The 20,195-nt window shown below is 66.1% G+C and carries 20 protein-coding genes; 6 read left to right on the top strand and 14 right to left on the bottom strand.

The window, feature by feature from the left end; genetic code table 11:
• Together ACQPZ2_RS25225 and ACQPZ2_RS25220 are read right to left on the bottom strand one after the other, a co-directional pair.
• Window positions 1-1,599 (bottom strand): 2OG-Fe(II) oxygenase, encoded by a 1,599-nt coding sequence (locus ACQPZ2_RS25225; protein WP_433520706.1) that lies wholly within the window; start codon window positions 1,597-1,599, stop codon window positions 1-3.
• Window positions 1,600-1,607: 8 nt separating this feature from the next.
• Entirely contained in the window at window positions 1,608-2,090 is a 483-nt protein-coding gene (locus tag ACQPZ2_RS25220; RefSeq protein WP_433520705.1) for a MarR family winged helix-turn-helix transcriptional regulator, read from the bottom strand.
• A gap of 81 nt (window positions 2,091-2,171) precedes the next feature.
• Between ACQPZ2_RS25220 and ACQPZ2_RS25215 the strand changes: the two genes are divergently transcribed.
• On the top strand, window positions 2,172-3,932 hold the full coding sequence (locus ACQPZ2_RS25215) for an ABC transporter ATP-binding protein (RefSeq protein WP_433520704.1): 1,761 nt from the start codon (window positions 2,172-2,174) through the stop codon (window positions 3,930-3,932).
• 5 nt (window positions 3,933-3,937) lie between these two features.
• Here the strand turns inward: ACQPZ2_RS25215 and ACQPZ2_RS25210 are convergent, their stop codons facing one another.
• Window positions 3,938-4,354 (bottom strand): winged helix-turn-helix transcriptional regulator, encoded by a 417-nt coding sequence (locus tag ACQPZ2_RS25210; protein ID WP_433520703.1) that lies wholly within the window; start codon window positions 4,352-4,354, stop codon window positions 3,938-3,940.
• A gap of 67 nt (window positions 4,355-4,421) precedes the next feature.
• Between ACQPZ2_RS25210 and ACQPZ2_RS25205 the strand changes: the two genes are divergently transcribed.
• Window positions 4,422-5,330, top strand: coding sequence for an NADP-dependent oxidoreductase (locus ACQPZ2_RS25205; RefSeq protein WP_433520702.1), 909 nt, complete (start codon window positions 4,422-4,424; stop codon window positions 5,328-5,330).
• Between the two features lie 3 nt (window positions 5,331-5,333).
• On the opposite strand, the gene ACQPZ2_RS25200 is transcribed toward ACQPZ2_RS25205, so the two are convergent.
• From ACQPZ2_RS25200 to ACQPZ2_RS25190, 3 genes are all read right to left on the bottom strand, one after another.
• Window positions 5,334-6,776 (bottom strand): hypothetical protein, encoded by a 1,443-nt coding sequence (locus ACQPZ2_RS25200; protein WP_433520701.1) that lies wholly within the window; start codon window positions 6,774-6,776, stop codon window positions 5,334-5,336.
• Between the two features lie 133 nt (window positions 6,777-6,909).
• Entirely contained in the window at window positions 6,910-7,662 is a 753-nt protein-coding gene (locus ACQPZ2_RS25195; protein WP_433520700.1) for a L,D-transpeptidase, read from the bottom strand.
• Between the two features lie 164 nt (window positions 7,663-7,826).
• The gene (locus tag ACQPZ2_RS25190; protein ID WP_433520699.1) at window positions 7,827-8,459 is read right to left on the bottom strand and encodes a cyclodeaminase/cyclohydrolase family protein; all 633 of its coding nucleotides are present in this window, start codon (window positions 8,457-8,459) and stop codon (window positions 7,827-7,829) included.
• Between the two features lie 117 nt (window positions 8,460-8,576).
• Between ACQPZ2_RS25190 and ACQPZ2_RS25185 the strand changes: the two genes are divergently transcribed.
• The gene (locus ACQPZ2_RS25185) at window positions 8,577-9,617 is read left to right on the top strand and encodes an LLM class F420-dependent oxidoreductase (RefSeq protein WP_433520698.1); all 1,041 of its coding nucleotides are present in this window, start codon (window positions 8,577-8,579) and stop codon (window positions 9,615-9,617) included.
• 186 nt (window positions 9,618-9,803) lie between these two features.
• On the opposite strand, the gene ACQPZ2_RS25180 is transcribed toward ACQPZ2_RS25185, so the two are convergent.
• The 7 genes from ACQPZ2_RS25180 to mftR form a co-directional block, all read right to left on the bottom strand.
• A complete protein-coding gene (locus ACQPZ2_RS25180; RefSeq protein WP_062989400.1) occupies window positions 9,804-10,136 on the bottom strand; it encodes an STAS domain-containing protein in 333 nt (110 codons plus the stop codon).
• Window positions 10,137-10,221: 85 nt separating this feature from the next.
• On the bottom strand, window positions 10,222-12,549 hold the full coding sequence (locus tag ACQPZ2_RS25175; RefSeq protein ID WP_433520697.1) for a SpoIIE family protein phosphatase: 2,328 nt from the start codon (window positions 12,547-12,549) through the stop codon (window positions 10,222-10,224).
• An 85-nt stretch (window positions 12,550-12,634) separates the two neighbouring features.
• Entirely contained in the window at window positions 12,635-13,273 is a 639-nt protein-coding gene (locus tag ACQPZ2_RS25170) for a SpoIIE family protein phosphatase (protein WP_433520696.1), read from the bottom strand.
• Window positions 13,266-13,691, bottom strand: a complete 426-nt coding sequence (locus ACQPZ2_RS25165) for an ATP-binding protein (protein WP_357475559.1) — start codon at window positions 13,689-13,691, stop codon at window positions 13,266-13,268. The genes ACQPZ2_RS25170 and ACQPZ2_RS25165 overlap by 8 nt, the downstream gene beginning before the upstream one ends.
• Entirely contained in the window at window positions 13,669-14,058 is a 390-nt protein-coding gene (locus ACQPZ2_RS25160) for an STAS domain-containing protein (RefSeq protein ID WP_357475560.1), read from the bottom strand. The genes ACQPZ2_RS25165 and ACQPZ2_RS25160 overlap by 23 nt, the downstream gene beginning before the upstream one ends.
• Window positions 14,059-14,070: 12 nt before the next feature.
• Window positions 14,071-14,979: an STAS domain-containing protein gene (locus ACQPZ2_RS25155; RefSeq protein WP_357475561.1), complete on the bottom strand. Its 909-nt coding sequence runs from the start codon at window positions 14,977-14,979 to the stop codon at window positions 14,071-14,073.
• Between the two features lie 108 nt (window positions 14,980-15,087).
• The gene (gene mftR, locus ACQPZ2_RS25150) at window positions 15,088-15,705 is read right to left on the bottom strand and encodes a mycofactocin system transcriptional regulator (RefSeq protein WP_433520695.1); all 618 of its coding nucleotides are present in this window, start codon (window positions 15,703-15,705) and stop codon (window positions 15,088-15,090) included.
• 67 nt (window positions 15,706-15,772) lie between these two features.
• On the opposite strand from mftR, the gene mftE reads away from it, so the two are divergent.
• Entirely contained in the window at window positions 15,773-16,501 is a 729-nt protein-coding gene (gene mftE, locus ACQPZ2_RS25145; RefSeq protein ID WP_433520694.1) for a mycofactocin biosynthesis peptidyl-dipeptidase MftE, read from the top strand.
• On the top strand, window positions 16,498-17,691 hold the full coding sequence (gene mftD / locus ACQPZ2_RS25140) for a pre-mycofactocin synthase MftD (RefSeq protein ID WP_433520693.1): 1,194 nt from the start codon (window positions 16,498-16,500) through the stop codon (window positions 17,689-17,691). Before mftE ends, mftD begins: the two co-directional genes overlap by 4 nt.
• Before the next feature lie 9 nt (window positions 17,692-17,700).
• Here mftD and ACQPZ2_RS25135 read toward each other — a convergent pair whose 3' ends face one another.
• Window positions 17,701-18,171, bottom strand: a complete 471-nt coding sequence (locus tag ACQPZ2_RS25135) for a MarR family winged helix-turn-helix transcriptional regulator (RefSeq protein WP_063037244.1) — start codon at window positions 18,169-18,171, stop codon at window positions 17,701-17,703.
• A gap of 255 nt (window positions 18,172-18,426) precedes the next feature.
• Here ACQPZ2_RS25135 and ACQPZ2_RS25130 point away from each other — a divergent pair, with 255 nt between their 5' ends.
• Complete coding sequence (locus ACQPZ2_RS25130; RefSeq protein ID WP_364488554.1) at window positions 18,427-20,103, top strand: fumarate hydratase; 1,677 nt, start codon at window positions 18,427-18,429, stop codon at window positions 20,101-20,103.
• Window positions 20,104-20,195 lie beyond the last annotated feature (92 nt).

The following is a 20,195-nucleotide window of genomic DNA, read 5'->3' as shown; positions in this document are numbered from 1 at the left end:
TTATCGGTCAAACCGCCACAGGCGCACGGTTCCGTCGTATGACGCGCTCGCCAAACGGCCATCCGGGAGTGTGGCGAGGCTGCGGACGAAATCATTGTGGTGGAATACGTCGAGTTCGGTGAGATCGGCTGTGCGCCATATTCGTACGGCACCGTCCTCGCCTCCGCTGGCGATTAGGCTCCCGGACAGAGGTGTCACCGCGCAGACGGCACCGGTGTGTGCTTTGCGCGCGGTCGGCTCGCGTATCGCCGCCTCGGAATGTGATGTCCGACCGGGCGGAGCTACGGGTGTCGTCGCGTCGGAGGGGGCTGTCTGTTCCTGTGGCGCAGTCGGATTCAGCGCAATCGGGGCCCGCGCTTCGTCAGTGTGCCGCTGGGATCGGGTGCAACCGGGCAGACTCCAGGTGCGCAGCCATCCCTCGGCGTCACCACCGATCACGGTGCCCGATGACGTGACGGCCAGCGCGCGGACGGGTGCGGGCGCTCGCGCACTCCCCACAAGTCCGCCGTCCGCATCCCAGACCCCGATGGTGCCGTCTTCAGAACCGGTAACCAATTGCGCGCCAGTGGAAACCACGGCCCACACCCACCCGCCAACCTCGAGTGCGCCATCCGACCCGTCCGCACGCCACCATCGAATTCGCCCGTCCGCGCTGCCGGTCACAACTCGGCCATCGGGTAGGGCACTCGCACACAGCGCCGCGCCGTCATGACGTCCCACCGTGCGCGGCTCCCACGAGTGCCAGACACGGACGGCGCCGTCGCGCGACCCGCTCCACAGCTCCCCGTCCGGATGCGCGAGCAGGGTGGTCACCGAACTGTCGTGACCGCGCAGTGTGCGCCGCTGGGCGAAGCCATCGCCGGTCGGCTCCCAGATCCGGATGGTGCGGTCGCGAGAAGCGGTAGCGAGCGTGCCGTCAGCGCATGCCGCGACGCTCCACACATACCCATCGTGTCCGCGCAGGATCCCGTCCGATGAGGCGGCGTATTGCTCCCGCTCGTAGAGCACGTCGGTACGCATCACCCACTTCGTGCCGTGGGTGACCGGTTCGCCGTCGTGCCAGAGCGCATGATCGAAGACCACGATGGTTCCGGTCTCGGGCCGAACCACGCCGAGTGCGGCGGCACCCGGTTCGCCGCTGGCATAGAAGCGGGTGCGCCCACCTTCGAACTCGGTGCTGTCGTTGAGATAGATCATGCACGTCAGCCGGGAGACGACGGTGCTGCTGCGGGCATGCGCACCATCGCGGTGGATGGCGAAGGATTGACCGCCGCGGTAGCGGCAGTACCGGAACCGCTCGTTGAGCCCGACCAGCCGCCAGTGGGCTCCATCGATATGCAGCCGCGCGGGAAGGAATTCGGCGATCCTGCTGAAAAGCCTATCCGCCCGGACCGGGTCGTCACGGACCAGCCGGTCATTGTTGCGATAGGACGCCGGATAGTGCGCGCCGGTCGGTACGAAGCCCGAATCCGTTGCCGTATCGATGATTTCGGCGCACTCCGGGGCGTCGAACACCCCGCGCAACAGGAAGCAGGTCCGTGCTCCGGCGGCAATGCCGTTCTGCACCTTCGCAATCGGACCGGCGGGCACGTCCAACATGGCCCAATTCAGCCTCGGAGCGGCGGGGAAGTCAACGAGATGTTCGTCCCAGTGGAAGTGCCGACCGACGCCTGCGAATCGAGTGCCGCAAGCAATTCACGAAGAGTTGTGCGCTGCTCGGCGCTCAGGCCGGTGAAGACCTCCTCGGCGGCCGCACGACGGGCAGCGGCCATCTGGGAGAGTGCGGCTCGGCCGGAGTCGGTCAGCGTCACCAGGGTCGAGCGGCGGTTGGTCGGGTCCGGCGCGCGTGAGACCAGGCCTGCGGTTTCGAGCGCATCGACGACGGTGGTGGCCGATCGCGGCACGATGCCGAGGTGGTCGGCGATTGCCGCCATCCTAAGGGGCTCGTCGTGGTGGCCGAAAATGCGGAGGGCACGGGCCTGACCTGGGGTAATGCCCAGGGGGGCGAGTCGCGCGACCTGGTTGCGGCGGATGCGCTTCGCGGTGCGCAGGAACAGCTCGGGGAGGTCGGGATCGAGCGTGGTATCCATTTGTTGAGCATAACTCATTGTTTTGGGAACAATTATGAGTCATGCTCAGTTTCATGACATAGTCCTCGGAAGGAGGCGCCTATGCAGCCCCCACATCAACTTCGCCGGATCGTCCGGTTGTTTCGCCCGTATCGCGCGCGCCTGGCGCTGGTCGCCGCGCTCGTCGGTTTGTCGTCACTGGTCGCGCTGGCATCGCCGTTCATGCTGCGCGGCATCCTCGACGACGCTCTGCCGCACGGCCGCACCGGTCTGCTGACCGCACTCGCGGCAGGCATGGTCGCGGTCGCCGTACTCACGAGCATCTTCGGCGTGCTCCAGACCTACATTTCCACCGCGGTCGGTCAAGAGGTCATGCACGATCTGCGCTCCGCGGTGTATGCGCAGTTGCAGCGAATGCCGTTGTCGTTCTTCACGACCACCCGCACCGGCGAAGTGCAGTCGCGGATCGCCAACGATATCGGCGGCATGCAATCGACGGTCACCTCGACCGCGACCTCGCTGGTCTCGAACTTCACCACCGTGACCGCCTCGGTGATCGCCATGATCGCCCTCGACTGGCGGCTCACCTTGGTCTCACTGATCATGCTGCCGTTCTTCGTCTGGATCAGCAGGCGCGTCGGCGACGAACGCAGGAAGATCACCGCGCAGCGGCAGCAGAAATTGGCGGGCATGTCGGCGATCGTTGAGGAATCGCTCTCGGTGAGCGGCATTCTGCTCGGGCGCACGATGGGCCGCTCGCCCGCGCTGGTCGACGATTTCGCGCAGGAGTCACGCGGGCTGGTGGACCTGGAGATCCGGTCCGGCATGGCCGGACGGTGGCGGCAGTCGACGATTCAGATCGTCATGGCGGCCATGCCCGCGATCGTCTACTGGGCGGCAGGATTGACCGTGGCGGCTGGGCATCCGCTGGTGTCGATCGGCACCCTTGTCGCCTTCACGACCCTGCAGACCAGCCTGTTGCGGCCGATGGTGCAGCTGCTGTACACCGGTGTCGAGGTGCAGAGCTCCATGTCGCTGTTCGGTCGGATCTTCGAATACCTGGACCTGAAGCCGGATATCGAGGAACCGATAACGCCTGTGCCGGTACCGAATTCGGGCGTCAAGGGCGCGGTCCGCTTCGAGCACGTGTGCTTCACGTACGGATCCGGTACGCGGGATGTATTGCAGGACATCGACATCTCCGTGCCCGCCGGGTCCGGCCTGGCCATTGTCGGCGAAACCGGATCAGGCAAAACCACACTCGGCTACCTGGTGGCCCGACTCTACGATGTGACATCCGGACGGGTCGAGATCGACGGAATCGATGTGCGGGACTTGTCCTTTGCCGATCTCGCCGCCGCCGTCGGTGTGGTATCGCAGGAAACCTACCTGTTCCACGCCTCGGTCGCGGACAATCTGCGCTTCGCCAAACCCGATGCGACCGACGAGGAGTTGTACGCCGCGGCGCGGGCCGCGCAGATCCACGACCATATCGCGAGCCTGCCGGACGGTTACGACACGCTGGTCGGCGAGCGCGGCTATCGGTTCTCCGGCGGGGAGAAGCAGCGTTTGGCGGTGGCGCGGGTGATCCTGCGCAATCCGCCGATCCTGGTACTCGACGAGGCCACCAGTGCCCTGGACAACCGGACCGAGCAGGAGGTGCAGGCCGCCATCGACGCGCTGTCCGAAGGCCGGACCACCATCACCATCGCGCACCGGCTCTCCACCATCCGCGACGCCGACCAGATCGTCGTGCTCGACCGCGGCCAGATCATCGAACGCGGCACCCACCGCGAGCTCATGGACTCCGACGGCCGCTACGCCGCCCTGGCCTCCGGCGGCGACCTCCTCCAAGCCGCCTGACGCGTTCAGACGGGTTCCGGGTCGGTTGCCGCGCGCGTGTCGAATTCGTCACGGGCGGTGAGGATTTCACTGTGGTGCCGCACCGACCAGACCCCCATCGCGTGGCTGAGCTCGCCGAGGCTGGTACCCAGATCGGTCAGCGAGTACTCGACGCGCGGCGGGACGGTCGGGTAGACCGCGCGGCGGACCAGTCCGTCGCGCTCGAGGTTGCGCAGGGTGCGGGTGAGCATCTTCTGGGTGATGCCGTCGAGTCGACGGCGCAGATCGTTGAAGCGCACCGGTCCGCCCGCCATGCGCAGCACGCCGAGGACCAGCAGCACCCATTTGTCGGCTAGCACCGTCAGCACTTCGCGTGCCGGGCAGTTGGTCAGATAGCTCTTGACCAGGTTGTCGGAGCCGGACCAGTCGACAATGGTATCCATCGGGTACCTCGGGATCATTGAAGTGCCTTCTTTCCCTTGGATACTAAGGGACCGCAGAATCGGTGGCATGCTCGCAATCACGCAACAAACATTCGGTGGTCCCGAGGTCCTGGAAGTCGTCGAGGTCGATCGGCCGAGCGCCGGACCGGGCGAGGTGGTGGTCCAAGTCGCCGCCACCGGTATGAATGCGGCGGACTGGAAGCTGCGGTCCGGGCTGGTGCGCAAACTCGGGGATCCGCCGTTCACCCTGGGCTTCGATGTGTCCGGGATCGTCGCTGAGGTCGGCGCCGGGGTCGAGCAATTCCGGGTCGGCGACGAGGTCTACGGCATGGCGCTCGGCCGGTCCGGCGGCTATGCGGAATACGTTGTGGCGCAGGCGGATATCCTCGCACCCAAACCGGCGATCCTGGATCACATCCACGCGGCCGCCGTGCCGACCGCGGTGCTGACCGCCTGGCAGGGGCTCACCGAAGTCGTTGCCGGACAACGGGTGCTGGTACATGCCGCAGCCGGTGGTGTCGGACATTTCGCGGTGCAGATCGCCAAGGACCGCGGCGCGTATGTGATCGGCACGGCTCGCGCCGCCAACCACGAATTTCTGCGGGAGATCGGTGCCGATGAGGTGATCGATTACACGACAACAGATTTCGCGGAGGCGCTGGGTGATGTCGATGTCGTTTTCGATCTCGTCGGCGGTGACTACGGATCGCGGTCGCTGCCGGTGCTCGCCGCGAACGGTCGCCTGCTCGACGCGCAGGGCAATGATGCCGAGGACGATCCGCGGTACGAGCGGCTCTATGTCGAACCGTCCGGTCGCGATCTGGGCGAGCTGGCCGCCCTCTTCGAGGCGGGCCGGTTGCACGTGGAGATCGATCAGGTGCTGCCGATGGCGGAGGTGGTCAAGGCCCATCAGCTGAGCGAATCCGGGCGCGTCCGCGGGAAAATCGTGCTGGTGCCATGGAATTCGCCGGTGTGAGGGTCAGGCCGCGCCGATTCCGGTGATAAGGGTCTGGTTGCCCACCCGCGCCGTCGTGACGACCTGGGGTTTGTAGGTGATCGATGTCGAATCGGGTCGATGCTCGGTCACCTGCACCAGGTACTGGCCGACGAAAGCTCCCGGAGTGATGCTGATGCAGTGGGTGGTGCCGACCGGGATGCCATCGATGCCCTGTTGAATCGTACCGGCAGGGGAGACGGATGCGTTGGGCGCCACGAACTCTCGGGTCGCAACACCGGATCGGGTGACGTAATAGGCGTACTGGAACGCGAATATGACACCCGGTCCGGTATCCAGCCCGCCCGCGCCATTGCCGGTAATGGTGTCCCCGACCCGCTCGGCCGGGCACTGCGCCGCGGACGTGGATCCGGAGACCGCGACCTGGCTGGGCGTGGACGAAGCCACCGTCGCAGGTTGCGGCTCCGGCCGAATCTGCACGAATGCCACCACGAGTAGTCCGGCCGCCGCGACCGACCCGACCAGCACCGGCATCCACCGGCGCTTCGACCGATTCCGGCCGGACCGATCGATCATTGCCGCCAAGGCTTCCTCGTGCCGGAAATAGTCCGGCGCAGTCGGTTTCGGCTCCGCGGGAAGTTCCTCGACCCATTCGGACCAGTCGCTCCCATACTCGAGCTCATACTGCGCGGATTCGCCATCCGCTGCATGAATCGGGTGGTGCCGCGCCAGATCCTGCTCGTATGGGTCCGGTGCGTAGTGGTTCGGATCTTGCCGAGTGTGTTCTGTGTCGAAAGCCCCTGGGTGAATCGGGTTCTGGCGCAGGGGGTCTCGCTGAACGGGCCCGCGCCGGTCCGTGTCTCGGGCAACAGGCGCATACCAATTCGGATCTTGCGAGGCAGACGGACGCGGCACGGCAGGCGCAGGAGGGTTCGGGTTCCGGTTGACCGGCACCTGACGGATCGGTTCCGGCAATGTCAGCGATCCCTGCTCGAAGTCCTGCACAGTCGGCGCCTGGTGCATCGAGACGTGCGGAACCGGGGGCTGACGCGGGGGAACTTCCTGGATCGGAATCCGCGGTATCGGCCCGGTTTGCCTCGGGCCCTGGGGATTCGGAGCCTGGGGATTCGGAGCCTGGCCGCCGGGAACTTGTTGACCGCGAATGCGCCGGAACGGGTCCGTATTCGTCGGCACACGGTCGACCGGAACTCGGGGCAGCGGTCCGGATTGTGTTGCGGCGCGGTCGATCGGCACGCGGCGTAGTGGACCGGTGTCGACGGGTGCGCCGTCGATCGGGATCCGCGGAATCGGCCCGGTCGGCGCGTTGTCCTCGGTGAAGCCGATCCGGTGGAACGGGTTCGGCGGTGTCGGAGGCTGGTATGCCCTCGGCGCACCGAGCGGCTGTTGTGGCGCAGCGCCCGGCTGCGGGCCGGAATTCGCCCGCGAGGTCATATCCGGTCGATCCATCGCCCCACCTTCATCAGGTCATACGATCACGTGTGTCCCGCAGTTGTATCAACCTCGGCAGGATACTGCCAGGTTTGCTGCCCGTGACGAAATTGAGGGGAGGTGTCGCGAAGGAAAACGGATTGTTTACGGCTCACCAGTGCACGGTGACCGGATCGCCGACGCCGACGGTCTCGTAGTACCAGGCGGCATCATCGGGAGCCAGGTTGATGCAGCCGTGGCTGACATTGGCATAGCCCTGCGAATCCACCGACCACGGCGCGGAGTGCACGAAAACGCCACCCCACGTGAGGCGTTCGGCGTACTCGCCATTGATGACGTAGCCCTCGGGCGAGCTCAGCGGGATCCCGATGGTGCGCGAGTCGAAAACGACCGAACGGAACTTTTCCAGAATCGGGAAGGTGCCTGTCGGTGTCTCGTAGCCAGGCTTGCCCATGGATGCGGGCACCGACCGCGCGACCGCCCCGCCGATGCTCACGGTGAAGGTATGCGCCGACATATCGGCGTCGGCCACCACACCCGCGTTGGTGCGGAACTCCGTGCGCGCGTTACCGACCTGCACCGAGATCGGCGCCCGGGCGGGCAGGAAACGCGTTGGCGTCCAAGTCAATTCACGATCACTCGCCCAGGAGAAGGCACCCGGCAGCGGCTCGGTGGCTCGGATATCGACCAGTCGTTCGGCTCGGTCGCGGTTGGCGACCGGATCGGCGAATCGAATCGTCACCGGTGCCGCGATACCGACTTCCTGGCCTGCCGACGGGGTGATCGTCGCGACCGCGTCGACGTCGGGTTTCAGAATTGTCGTGGCGATTGCCGCTCCGGACCCGAATGCCGCCAAGGCGACGACCGTGGTCGCGAGGAACAGGTATCTGAGTGCGTTCCGCATGGTCCACCCCTTCACGCTGGTGTGGGACGCAGAAATCCATTCTAGGACTTCATGATCAACTCGACGTACCGGTTCTGTAACGGCCGTCCGAGTCCACAGTTTCATATATACGGCCGACATACCCGGCATAACACCGAACAAACGATCCGACCGTTCGGTCGAATTCAGCCGCGCACGGCGTGCAATACGTCGGCGTGCAGTGCGTCCGCGCGGGCGGTGATCTCGTCGATGCGGATCAGCACGGTCGCGAACTTATCGCCCTGATCGGCGCTGAGCGAGCGGACATTGATCTCGATATTGAGCTGCGAACTGGTGGCCGCGGCCCGTGCGGCATCGGCGGCGGCGCCGATATCGGTGACCACATTGGGATTGCCGATCGGCAGCAGTTCGGTGGCGAGTGAGAGCACCTCGTCGGCCTCGTCGACAACCGCGGCGGGCACCCGGGCTGCCTCGAGCAGGGCGGCGGTAATGGCATCACTCCGCGCGGCGGCCTGGGCGGAGGAATCCTTCGGCAACTTGTAGGCGTTGCCGACGGCGGTGAACGCCGCCGCATCGGCGTCGGCCAGGGCCAGTGCGCGTTCGCGAGCCGAATCGGCCGCCTCGATGATCCGATCGATGACCGGCCGGTGTTCGGCATCCTTGGCCCGGGTGGTGTAGCGCGCGACCATCGCGACCAGTGCGGCGCCCTGTGCGGCGTGCAGCGCCGCGACGGCGCCGCCACCTGGTGCGGGTACCTTCGCGGCCAGGTCGGTCAGGTACTGCGCGAGGGTGGCCTCAGCGAAGGCGGGCTGCGACACGGCGGGTGGCCTTTCGTTTTCCTGCGACGACAGTGAAGAACTACGGCGAATACGCTACCGCTCGCGCCGGGGTGGCCGGTGCGCGGCCGGTGCGTAGCTGCGGTTAGGTTGAGTGCTATGCGGATCGGATTGAGCATCAACTACTCGGGCGGCTTCAAAGAGGCGGCCGCCGAGGTGGCCGACCTCGAAAAGGCTGGACTCGACATCGTGTTCGTGCCGGAGGCCTACTCTTTCGACGCGGTGAGCGCGCTCGGATATCTGGCGGCCAAGACCACGCGGCTGCAGCTGGCCTCGGGCATCCTGCAGATCTACACCCGCACGCCCAGCCTCACCGCCATGACCGCCGCCGGCCTGGACTTCGTCTCCGACGGTCGCTATGTGCTCGGCCTCGGCGCGTCGGGCCCGCAGGTGATCGAGGGCTTCCACGGCGTCCCCTATGACGCGCCCATCGGACGCACCAGGGAACTGGTGGAGATCTGCCGCAAGGTATGGCGTCGCGAGCGATTGGAGTACCAGGGCAAGTACTACCAGATCCCGCTGCCCGCCGACCGGGGCACCGGCCTGGGCAAGCCGCTCAAGCTGATCAATCATCCGGTGCGCGAACGCATTCCGGTGCTGCTGGCCGCGCTCGGCCCGAAGAATGTGGAGCTGGCCGCGGAGATCGCCGAGGGCTGGCAGCCGATTTTCTTCGTACCGGAGAAGGCCAAGGAGATCTGGGGCGAATCGCTGGATGCCGGTCTGGCCAAGCGTGATCCGATCCTCGGCGAGCTGGACGTCTACGCCGGGCCCGCGCTGGCCATCGGCGAGAATGTCACGCCGCTACTGGAATTCGTGAAACCGCATCTGGCGCTCTACATCGGCGGCATGGGCGCGAAGGGCAAGAACTTCTATCACACGCTGGCCACCAAGTACGGCTACGGCGCCGAGGCCGACCGGATCCAGGAGCTGTATCTGGCGGGCAAGAAGGAAGAGGCCGTCAAGGTGGTCCCGGACGATCTGGTTCGGGATATCTCACTGGTCGGCCCGGCCGGATTCGTGAAGGAGCGGATCGCCGCATTCCGTGCCGCGGGTGTCACGGTGCTCAATGTGGTGCCGATGGCGGCGACCCCGGCCGAGCGGGTCAAGCTGATCGAGCAACTGCGCGAACTCTCTGTTTGATGCAGCGCCTGCGGCGCTGCGTGTTCGCGGCCCCCTGGTGTCTCGCGGCCGAGCGGTCGAGACTCGCGCCTTCGGCGCATGCGCTTCGACCACTCGGCCGCGAGACGGGCCGCGAACGGTCGCTCGTAAGACTCGATCCGTTGTGGTGAGGTAATCGAAAAGGGTTCCGGTTGGAGTCGGGGCGCGCTACCGGAGCGAGGCCAGCGCCTCGGCCAGGGTGGTGTGCAGTGCGAACACCTGATCCAGACTCGTCATCTTGAGCTGCCTACTGGTGGCCGGACCGTCCGCGACCACAACGATGGTCGTCGTGTCGCCTGCCCGCTGATGCGCCGCGACCAGGGTCGCCATACCCGCCGAGGCGAGGAAGCTGACACCGGTCAGGTCGATGATCAGGACCGCCGGTTTGCCGGTGAGGATGGCCTCGATGGTGTTCTCCAGCGCTGGCGCGGTCGCCAGATCGACCTCGCCGGAAACCGTGAGCACGGTCGCGCCATCGTGTGCCTCGACTGTGGTGGTCATCGTGTCCGCCAGGGGATACGCGTCTCCGGAGTTGTTTGTCACATCATCACAATCTGCCATGAACCCGCCTTTCGTGCTGCATTCCTCAGCCAGAAACCTGGCGGTTCGTGCCACGCAGTGGGTTCGCTACGGGGGATTTGATCGCGGGCAACGTTACCGACATGCGGACGCGGGTGCCCAGCCCGCTGTGGTCTATCTCCAATTCTTCCGTCAGAGCCCGCATCATGTCGATGCCGCGTCCGCGCGGCCCCGGATCGGCGGAGCGTGGTTTCCACGTTCCGGTGTCGGCGACCAGAATGACGACCTTTTGGGTATCACATTCGGCGGTCAATTCGACGAGTCCAGGATCGGTGGTGGCCGCAGCGGCGCTGGTGGCACGGCCGAGCAGTTCGGCCGTGGAGTTGATCGCGCGGATGACCGGCCCGCCGCCGTTGCGGTAGGCGTGTTCGATGCTGTTGCTACAGGCCTCGTTGGCCGCGGCGATGAGATCAGAGGCGAGATCGTGCGGTACCGCGGCGGCGGCGAGCCAAGCCTTGAGCCGCTTGCGCATGGCCGAGAGCTGATCCGGATTGGCCGGAAGCTCGAGCCGCAACGGTGCCGGGGGTTGCCGGTACACAACCATGGCGACGTCATCGTCGTAGCCCGCTGCCGGACGCAGTCTGGAGAGCACGGCATCGGCGACTTCACGCGGCAACTTGCCAGCGGTATCGGCGAGCACCCCCGAGATCTTCGCGAAACTGTCATCGATATCGACACCGCGCTGTTCGACCAAGCCGTCCGTGAACAGCACCAGCGTCGAACCCGGTGTGAGCGCCGTAGTGGCCTCGGGACGCCGTGGCGTATCGAAAGTAGCCAGCGGTACCGCGCGGCCGCCCTCGAGCAGTCGGCCCGGCTGACCGACATCGGCCAGAATCGGTGGCATATGTCCGGCGCTGCTGTAGCGGACCAGTCCGCGCACCGGATCGAGGACGGCGGCGCAGACCGTCGTGCACATCGCGCCGGGAATCCGGCCCGCGACGGTATCGAGTTCCGCGAGCAGTTGCGCCGGGCCCGCGCCGCGCAGCAGCAGAGCCCGTGCGGCCGTACGCAATTGGCCCATCACGACGGCCGCGGACAGACCACGTCCGACACAGTCGCCGACCACGACGCCGATGGTGCCGTCGCGCAAGGGAACCACGTCGTACCAGTCGCCGCCGATCTCCAGCGGCGGCAGCGCGGGCTCGTAATGCACCGAGAACCGCGGCGGCAGTTCGATCGGACCGAGCATGGCGCGCTGCAGCGTCAGCGAGGTCGAACGCGCCTGATCGAAGTTGCGCGCCCGCTGCACCGCCAGACTCAGATGTCCGATGAGCAGCGAGAACAATGTCCAGTCGGCGGCGCTGATGGCGCGCGGCGCGGCGAAGCGCAGCCACAATGCCGCATCACCGGTCTCACCGAGCGGGGCGACGATGCCCTCGGAACTCTCGGTGCCCTCCGGAATCGCGAACAGGCTGCGCGCCGGACGACGCCGGGCCCGATCCAGCAGCGCCCGCGCGCGGGCGTCGAGCACCGAGCCCTCCGGAACACCCTCGGCCCCCGAGACGTACGTCTCCGGCCCGGTATTGCGGTTGGGCCACACCATCACCACCGCGTTTTCCGCGCCGACGGTGCGTCGCAGTTCGTCCAGTCCGACGGCGAGCACCTCGACCACACTGGTGGCCGCGCCGACCGCGGTGGCCAGTCGTGACGCGGCCTGATCGCGGGCCTGCGCATCGTGTTCGGCGGTGACATCGCGGATGGTGCCGACGAAGATCTGCTCGTACTTCTCCGGTTCGACCATCGCGCTGGTACTCACCGCGAGCCAGACCGTGCGCCCGTCGCGATGCTTGACCGGAATCACAAAACGTTGTGCCTCGCTACCGAGATCGGGATAGCGCGGACCTTCCGGCGTCGACCACGGATGCGGCAGCGGGAACGGCAATTCCGACGCGCCGTAACCGGTCAGCGCACCGAAGGCGGAGTTGACCTCGATGATGGTGCCGCGCGCGTCGGCCACGAAGAATCCGTCTTGCAGCGACTCCACCAGGGCGGTGCGGAAGGCGTCGCGCCCGGCGAGATCGTCGATGCGCGAACGCTGTTGTTCGGCGCGGCGGGTGCCGTCGATATACCCGCGGGTGGCGATGTCCAGGGCGGCGAGAGTCTGCAGCAGGAATTCCAGAGCGATCTCGGCGTGCTTGGCGTCCGCGGTGCTCGATTCCGCGGCTTGTACTACGCGGTAATGGTTTTCGGTGAGATCGAGCAGGCTGATGCCCTCGATGAGGGCGCGGCGGCCCAGTTCGTAGCCCTCACCGAGACTCGCCTGCGTCGGTGAGTTCAGATGCCGCCGTAGCGCATCCGAGTAGGCGTCGAGAAAAGCGGCCAATGCCGCGCTCATGTCTCCGCCTCGCCGGCGCTCGGCTCCGCCATGACCGCAATGGCGGCTACGCCTTCTGTTCGCTCGCTCCGCTGCATTCCGCCGCTCACGCTGATGCCTCCCGTACGCCGCCCCGGTGGCGGGCCGCGAGCACCAACGCGTCATCGGTGTCCTTGGCATGCCTGGCCAGGATTTCGGCGGTGATCTCGGCGGTGGATTTGGACGGATCGATGCCGCTGTCGGCGGATTCGGTGACGATGCCGTCGGTCGACATCAACAGCAGATCGCCCGGACGCACCGGAACGGTCTGCACCTGTAGGTTCTGGGGTAGCCGATAGCCGACGATGCCACCGGTCATCAGGACCGTCGCGCGCATGGCGAGCCCGACCGGGCCTGCGGTCAGAATCCGGCAATCGACATTGCCGACGCCGAGCCAGTGCACGGTATCGGATGCGCCGAACAGCGCCAAAGACACTGCCGCACCTCGGGTGTCGGCCATGGCCCGATGACACAGCACCATCAGCACGTCCAGCGGTTCGGCGCGGTTCTCCGAGAGCACCTGCGCTGCGCGATCGGCGGCGTCCGCGGCCGCCGCACCGTGGCCCAGTCCGTCCAAGACAGCGAACAGCACCGCGCCGCCGCCCGCGTCGAGGACCACGCCGCGATCGCCGGAGACTCGCTGACCGGGCAGGGCACGGCCGGCCACCGCCCATTCGATCCGGCCGATGATCCCGTCCTCATGCACCGTTGGGTACCCACTTCCACATCTCCACCAACGTGCCGCGTCCGGGTGGGGATTCGACGGTTAGCCGGTCCATCAGCCGGCGCGCGCCGGGTAGGCCGAGTCCGAGACCACGGCCGGTGGAGTACCCGTCGTCGAGTGCGCGGGCGATATCACGGATGCCGGGCCCCCGGTCCGAGGCTTGGACGACCAAGGCTTGTCGGCCCTCCCGGTCATCGACCAGCAAACGTATTTCACCACTGCCCGCATAACTGGTTATGTTGCGGGCGATCTCGGAGATGGCCGTCGAGATCATGGTCATATCTGTCAGAGAAAAACCGAGCTTGGCCGCCAGCTCACGTCCGGCTTGACGTGCGATCACGATGTCACCCGACACCTTGATCGCGATCACCAAGTTCTCAGCGGCCACTGTCACGACCATCTCGTTGGCGGCGGGCCGGAGTCTTGCGGTTCAGCCACGCCAAGCCCTCTTCCAGGTCGAGGGCGGTATGCATGCCCTCGAAGGTGAGGCCCAGCTGCACCATGGCGAACGCGACTTCGGGCTGTAATCCGACGATGACCGTTTCGGCACCGCGGAGCTGGGTCATGTGCGCGATCGTACGGAGCGATCTCGCCGCGAACGAATCCATCACATCGATCGCGGTGACGTCCACGATGATCCCGTGCGCTCGGTATCTGCTGACCTGCTTCATCAGGTCGTCCTGGAGACGCTCGGTATCCGCGTCGGTCAGGGCTGACTGGACCGACGCGATTAAATAGGTGCCTTGTTTGAGGATCGGAACCGGCATAGGTGGGCCCGATCAGCGCCCATCGCGCTCGGTGAGCATTCGATCCGTGACTCGCGTCACCTCGTAGCCGAGTAGGCGTTCGGCCTCTTCGATACCTCCCTGGAGGTCACCGACCGCGTTCATCTTGGACAGATCGAGGCCGATGGTCACCAGGGTGAGAGCGATCTCGGAGGACAGGCCGGTGATGATCACATTGGCGCCCATCAGGCCGGATGCGTCGACGGTCTGCACCAAGTGGTTGGCCACCGTGGAGTCGATCTCGGGCACACCGGTGATGTCGATGACGACCACCTTCGCGCGATTGGCGCGGATGGCGCGCAGTAGCTGTTCGGTCAACTGCCGGGCACGCTGTGAATCGAGCACACCGATGATCGGCAGGATGAGCAACTGTTCACGCACCTGCAGCACCGGGGTGGACAGCTCGCGAATGGCTTCCTGCTGCTGGCGGATGACACGCTCGCGCTCCTGCACGAACGAGATGGCCACCGTGCTCGCGATGCGGTTCGCGGCGGGCTCGTAGGCATCTAGTACCGCGTTCAGTAATTCGAAATCGGCCTGGTATTTCTCGAACAACGAGCGGGCCAGCACGTCACGCAGGAGCAGCACGATGCCGAGGACCTCGTCGGTGTCGACGCCTCTCGGAATGATGCGCTCGGACAGATCGCGCGCGTAGGCCTGCAGCGCCTCGACGCTACCGGTGACGAGCACCTCGACGTAGTTGTCGTACATGGAGGTCGCCTCGGAGAAGATTTCCTCCGGGGTCATCGCGGTCAGCAGCTGGGCCTCGGTAATGCGCCTTGCCCACTCTTCACGCAGCCCGGTTCGGTTCTGCCGCAGGTGTTCGACCAGCTGCGGAAGCAGGTTGTCGACCGGTCCTACGGGCAGGGAATCCGCCGAAAGGCTCATGGACACCTCGGACATGGAAATTCCAGCCCCTTTCGACGGGATTGTCGGGATAGTCGTGCATTCGGCTGCGCGCCGATACCGAGCCTAGTCATACCCCATCCCGGTCGCCGGTGAAACCTGCCGTTAGCTCGATGGTAGATCCGGATCCTCGTCCGGCGGCGCGAATCCGCGCGCCAGCGCCGCGAGCGCCTCGTCGAGATAGACGGTGAGGTCGGCATCGGCGCGGGTCAGCCAGGCATCGAAGGCGGCGCGCGCGGCGGCCAGGGTGGTACGGCCGACCGCCATCGCGACCAGGTTGTCCTGCGGTACGCCGAGTCGGTGTGCGGCGAATGCGCTGACAGCTCGTTCCCATGCGTCGTAATGCGCGCCCGCGGTGGCGGACAGTGCCGGATCGCCGCCGAGGAGCTGCATGCGAACGCGTAGTTCCGGCACGTCTTCGGCGCGATATCGGTTGGCGTTCACCACAACTCGGCGTACGGCCGTCATCATCGGCACCTCGTCGGGCACGGTGCCGAAGGCCGCGCGCAGCGCCTCGACCTCGGCGTCGAACTGATACCAGAGCACCTCGGCCTTGGTGGGGAAGTAACGGAAGAAGGTGCGCCCGCTGATACCTGCCGCCGCGGCGATCTGCTCGACGGTGGTTTCGTCGAAGCCCTGTTCGGTGAACAGTCGCATGGCGATCAGTTCGAGTTCGCGCTTGGTTGTGCCGCGTGGCCGGCCTCGCACCTTGGCATCTGTCACGGTTGTCGATTATGGGCGTCGATCGCCGGATCTTGATTATGTCAGTGACTGACGATAATCTCACGGCATGGTGGAAAGTGTCGCGGAACACACCGTGGCCGCGCGACTGACCTGGCCGGAGGCCGGGTCGCGCGCGGCTGCGGGTGCGATCCTCGCCGTGCCGGTGGGGGCGACCGAACAGCACGGACCGCATCTGCCGCTGTCCACCGACACCGATATCGCGGTGGCATTGTGCGCGCGGCTGGCCGAGTCGCGGTCGGATGTGCTCGTCGCACCGGCGATCCCGTATGGAGCCAGCGGTGAGCACGCGGGTTTCGCGGGCACGCTGTCGATCGGGCAGGCCGCGCTGGAGTTGCTGATCGTCGAGTTGTGCCGTTCGGCCACCGATACTTTCGACCGCATCGTGCTCGTCAACGGGCACGGCGGAAATCTCGAACCGCTGCGCAAGGCGGAGGCGTTGCTGCGTACCGAATCCCGGGACGTGCGGGTATTCATGCCGCGCTATCCGGGTGATCCGCACGCGGGCCACGCCGAGACCTCGATGCAGTTGGCGCTGCGCCCGGAGGCGGTGCGGACCGAACTCGCCGTCGCCGGTGATATCAGGCCGCTCGCCGAGCTCTTGCCGCTGCTGCGCGCCGGGGGAGTGCGCGCGGTGAGCGCCAATGGTGTGCTCGGCGACCCGACGGGCGCCAATGCCGACGAAGGTGCTGCACTGCTCACCCGACTGACCACTGACCTGCATGAACAGATCCGGCTGTGGTGGCCGGTGGCGTCCCCGAAAGGATCTCTCACGTGAACCCCTGGTTCGAAACCGTTGCCGAGGCGCAGCGGCGGGCAAAGAAACGACTGCCGAAGTCGGTCTACGGCGCACTGATCGCCGGATCCGAGCGCGGCCAGACCATCGACGAAAATCAGCAGGCCTTCACCGAACTCGGCTTCGCACCGCACTGCGCGGGCCCGATCGGCGATCGCGACCAGTCGACAACCGTGCTGGGACAGCAGCTCTCGATGCCGGTGCTGATCTCGCCGACCGGCGTGCAGGCGGTGCATCCGGACGGTGAAGTGGCCGTGGCGCGTGCGGCGGCGGCACGCGGGATCGCGATGGGGCTCAGTTCCTTCGCGAGCAAGCCCATCGAGGAGGTCATCGCGGCGAATCCCGCGACATTCTTCCAGCTGTACTGGTGCGGTTCGAAAGATGAGATCCTGCAGCGGATGTCGCGCGCCAAGGCGGCGGGCGCGGTCGGTCTGATCCTGACTCTGGACTGGTCCTTCTCGCACGGGCGCGACTGGGGCAGTCCGGTGATCCCGGAGAAGCTGGACTTCAAGACCATGCTGACATTCGCGCCGCAGACCCTGGCGCGGCCGCGCTGGCTCGCGACTTATGTTCGCTCCGGCCGTATTCCGGATCTCACCGCACCGAACATGGCTGTCGGCGGCGGTCCGGCGCCCGGCTTCTTCGGCGCCTACGGCGAGTGGATGGGCACTCCCGCCCCGGATTGGGCGGACGTGGCGTGGATCTGCGAACAGTGGGACGGGCCGGTCATGCTCAAGGGCGTGATGCGTGTCGACGATGCGCTGCGTGCGATCGACGCCGGTGTCGCGGCCATCTCGGTGTCCAATCATGGTGGGAACAATCTGGACGGCACACCCGCCGCGATTCGGGCATTGCCCGTGGTGGCAGCGGCGGTCGGATCGCAGATCGAGGTGGTGCTCGACGGTGGCATCCGGCGCGGTAGCGATGTGGTGAAGGCGGTGGCGCTGGGCGCTCGCGCGGTCATGATCGGGCGGGCCTACCTGTGGGGCCTCGCCGCGAACGGGCAGGCCGGTGTCGAGAACGTGCTCGACATTCTGCGTGGCGGTATCGATTCGGCGCTGCTGGGACTGCGCAAGACCAGCATCGGCGATCTCGATCGGGGCGATCTGGTGGTGCCGGACGGGTTCGAGCGGGCATTGGGAGTGCCGGACCCGGCCGTGCAGTCGGCTTGACCTGGCGGATTATTCGGTAGCCGCGGCTCTTCGATGATGGGCGAGCAGCGTGTCGTAGATATCGGCGAGGGCGGCCAATTGCTGGCGGTCGAGTACGTCGACCATATGTTTGCGCACGCTCTGCACATGTGCGGGCGCGGCCGTGGCCAGCACGTCGGCGCCGCGCGGGGTGAGCCGCGCGGCGGTGCGGCGGGCGTCGTCCGGAATCGGTTCCCTGGCGACCAGCGCGCGCTTTTCCATGCGGGTGATCTGGTGCGACAGCCTGCTCTGCGACCATTCGAGCTTCGCGGCAAGATCGGCGAAGGTGAGTCGATGATCCGGTGCGTCGGCCAGGTAGGCCAGTACCGAGTATTCGACGTAGGTGAGGTTCGACTCGCGGGATGAGTCGCGCCCGACCGCGGCGGCGATGAGGTCCCTGGTGCGCACATATCCCACCCATGCGCGCATTTCGATGTCATCGAGCCAGTGGGGATCGGTCACGAGAGCGCTCCAAACTCTGACATGTCATTGAATTGTCCCGTCGCATGATGTCGCGCGACAACTGCCAGATCTGAGAGGTAGCACTGCTGGGGTTGAACGTGCAACCTTTTGGCGGGATGCATCGAGTGAGGGTTGCCTAAGCACGGTCGGCCTCCTAATGCTGGATACGCTCCTTGTGCTCGTGACCAGCCTGCCGAAGCCCTTCTCGAGGCCCCGGCGGTGCGTCAGCCCTGAGACCGAATAAGGAGTGCGTCCGTGACCGCGCCGGATTTCCGCTATTCAGATCTGCTGCCGATCGGCGCCGACGACACCCCGTACCGGTTGATCACCACCGAGGGCGTCAGCACCTTCGAACACAACGGGCGTACCTTCCTGCAGGTCGAACCCGAGGCATTGCGCCTGCTCACCGCGGAGGCGATGCACGACATCAGCCACTACCTGCGGCCCGCGCATCTCTCGCAGCTGCGCCGGATCATCGATGATCCCGAGGCGAGCGGTAATGACCGCTTCGTCGCGCTGGACCTGCTCAAGAACGTCAACATTTCCGCGGGCGGCATCCTGCCGATGTGTCAGGACACCGGCACCGCCATCGTGATGGGCAAGAAGTCCGAGGGTGTGCTCACCGGCGTCGACGATGCCGAATGGATCAGCCGCGGCGTATTCGACGCCTACACCAAGTTGAACCTGCGCTACTCGCAGCTCGCCCCCATTACCATGTGGGACGAGAAGAACACCGGCACCAACCTGCCCGCGCAGATCGAGTTGTACTCCACGGCGGGCGATCCCGCGCATCCGTCCTACAAGTTCCTGTTCATGGCCAAGGGCGGTGGTTCGGCGAACAAGTCGTTCCTGTACCAGGAAACCAAGGCCGTGCTGAATCCCACGCGCATGCTGGAGTTCCTGGACGAGAAGATCCGCTCGCTCGGCACCGCCGCCTGCCCGCCGTATCACCTCGCGGTGGTAATCGGCGGCACCAGTGCGGAATTCGCGTTGAAGACAGCCAAATACGCCTCCGCGCACTACTTGGACACCCTGCCCACCGAGGGTTCGCTCGCGGCACACGCCTTCCGTGATCTGGAGTTGGAGGAAGAGGTCTTCAAGCTCACCCAGTCCTTCGGTATCGGCGCGCAGTTCGGCGGTAAGTACTTCTGCCACGACGTGCGCGTGGTGCGCCTGCCCCGGCACGGCGCGAGCTGCCCGGTCGCCATCGCGGTGTCCTGCTCGGCCGACCGGCAGGCGCTGGCCAAGATCACGCCGGAGGGTGTGTTCCTGGAACAGCTCGAGCGCGAGCCCGCGCACTACCTGCCCGAGCAGACCGACTCCATCCTCGGCGGCGATGTGGTCGAGGTCGACCTGAACCGGCCGATGTCGGAGATTCGCGCCGAACTGTCGAAATACCCGGTGAAGACCCGGCTTTCGCTGACCGGTCCGCTGGTCGTCGCCCGCGACATCGCGCACGCCAAGATCAAGGAGCGCCTCGACGCGGGCGAGCCGATGCCGGAATATCTGCGCGAGATGGCCGTGTACTACGCGGGCCCGGCGAAGACGCCCGAGGGCTACGCCTCCGGTTCGTTCGGCCCGACCACCGCGGGCCGGATGGACTCCTACGTCGATCAGTTCCAGGCTGCGGGCGGGTCGTTCGTCATGCTGGCCAAGGGCAATCGCTCGGCCCAGGTGACCAAGGCGTGCAAGGAACACGGCGGTTTCTACCTGGGTTCCATCGGCGGGCCCGCGGCGCGACTGGCACTGGATTGCATCAAATCCGTCGAGGTACTGGAGTATCCGGAGCTGGGCATGGAGGCGGTCTGGAAGATCGAGGTCGAAGATTTTCCGGCATTCATCGTGGTGGACGACAAGGGCAACGACTTCTTCGCGGAAACGCAGAAGCCGATCGCGTTGCGGGTGCGCACCCGCTCGAAGGAACGCGTCTGAACAGTCGAAACACGGTCACCCATCAGGGCACATGTCCGGACACCGGATTGTCACCCCGTTCGCCGGGGTAACAATCCCGCCGAAGCGATGCA

The sequence above is a fragment of the Nocardia pseudovaccinii genome (genome assembly GCF_050942345.1).
GTDB lineage: Bacteria > Actinomycetota > Actinomycetes > Mycobacteriales > Mycobacteriaceae > Nocardia > Nocardia pseudovaccinii.
Note: the sequence above shows the minus strand (reverse complement) of the source record. Positions and strands in the feature narration are given on the sequence as shown.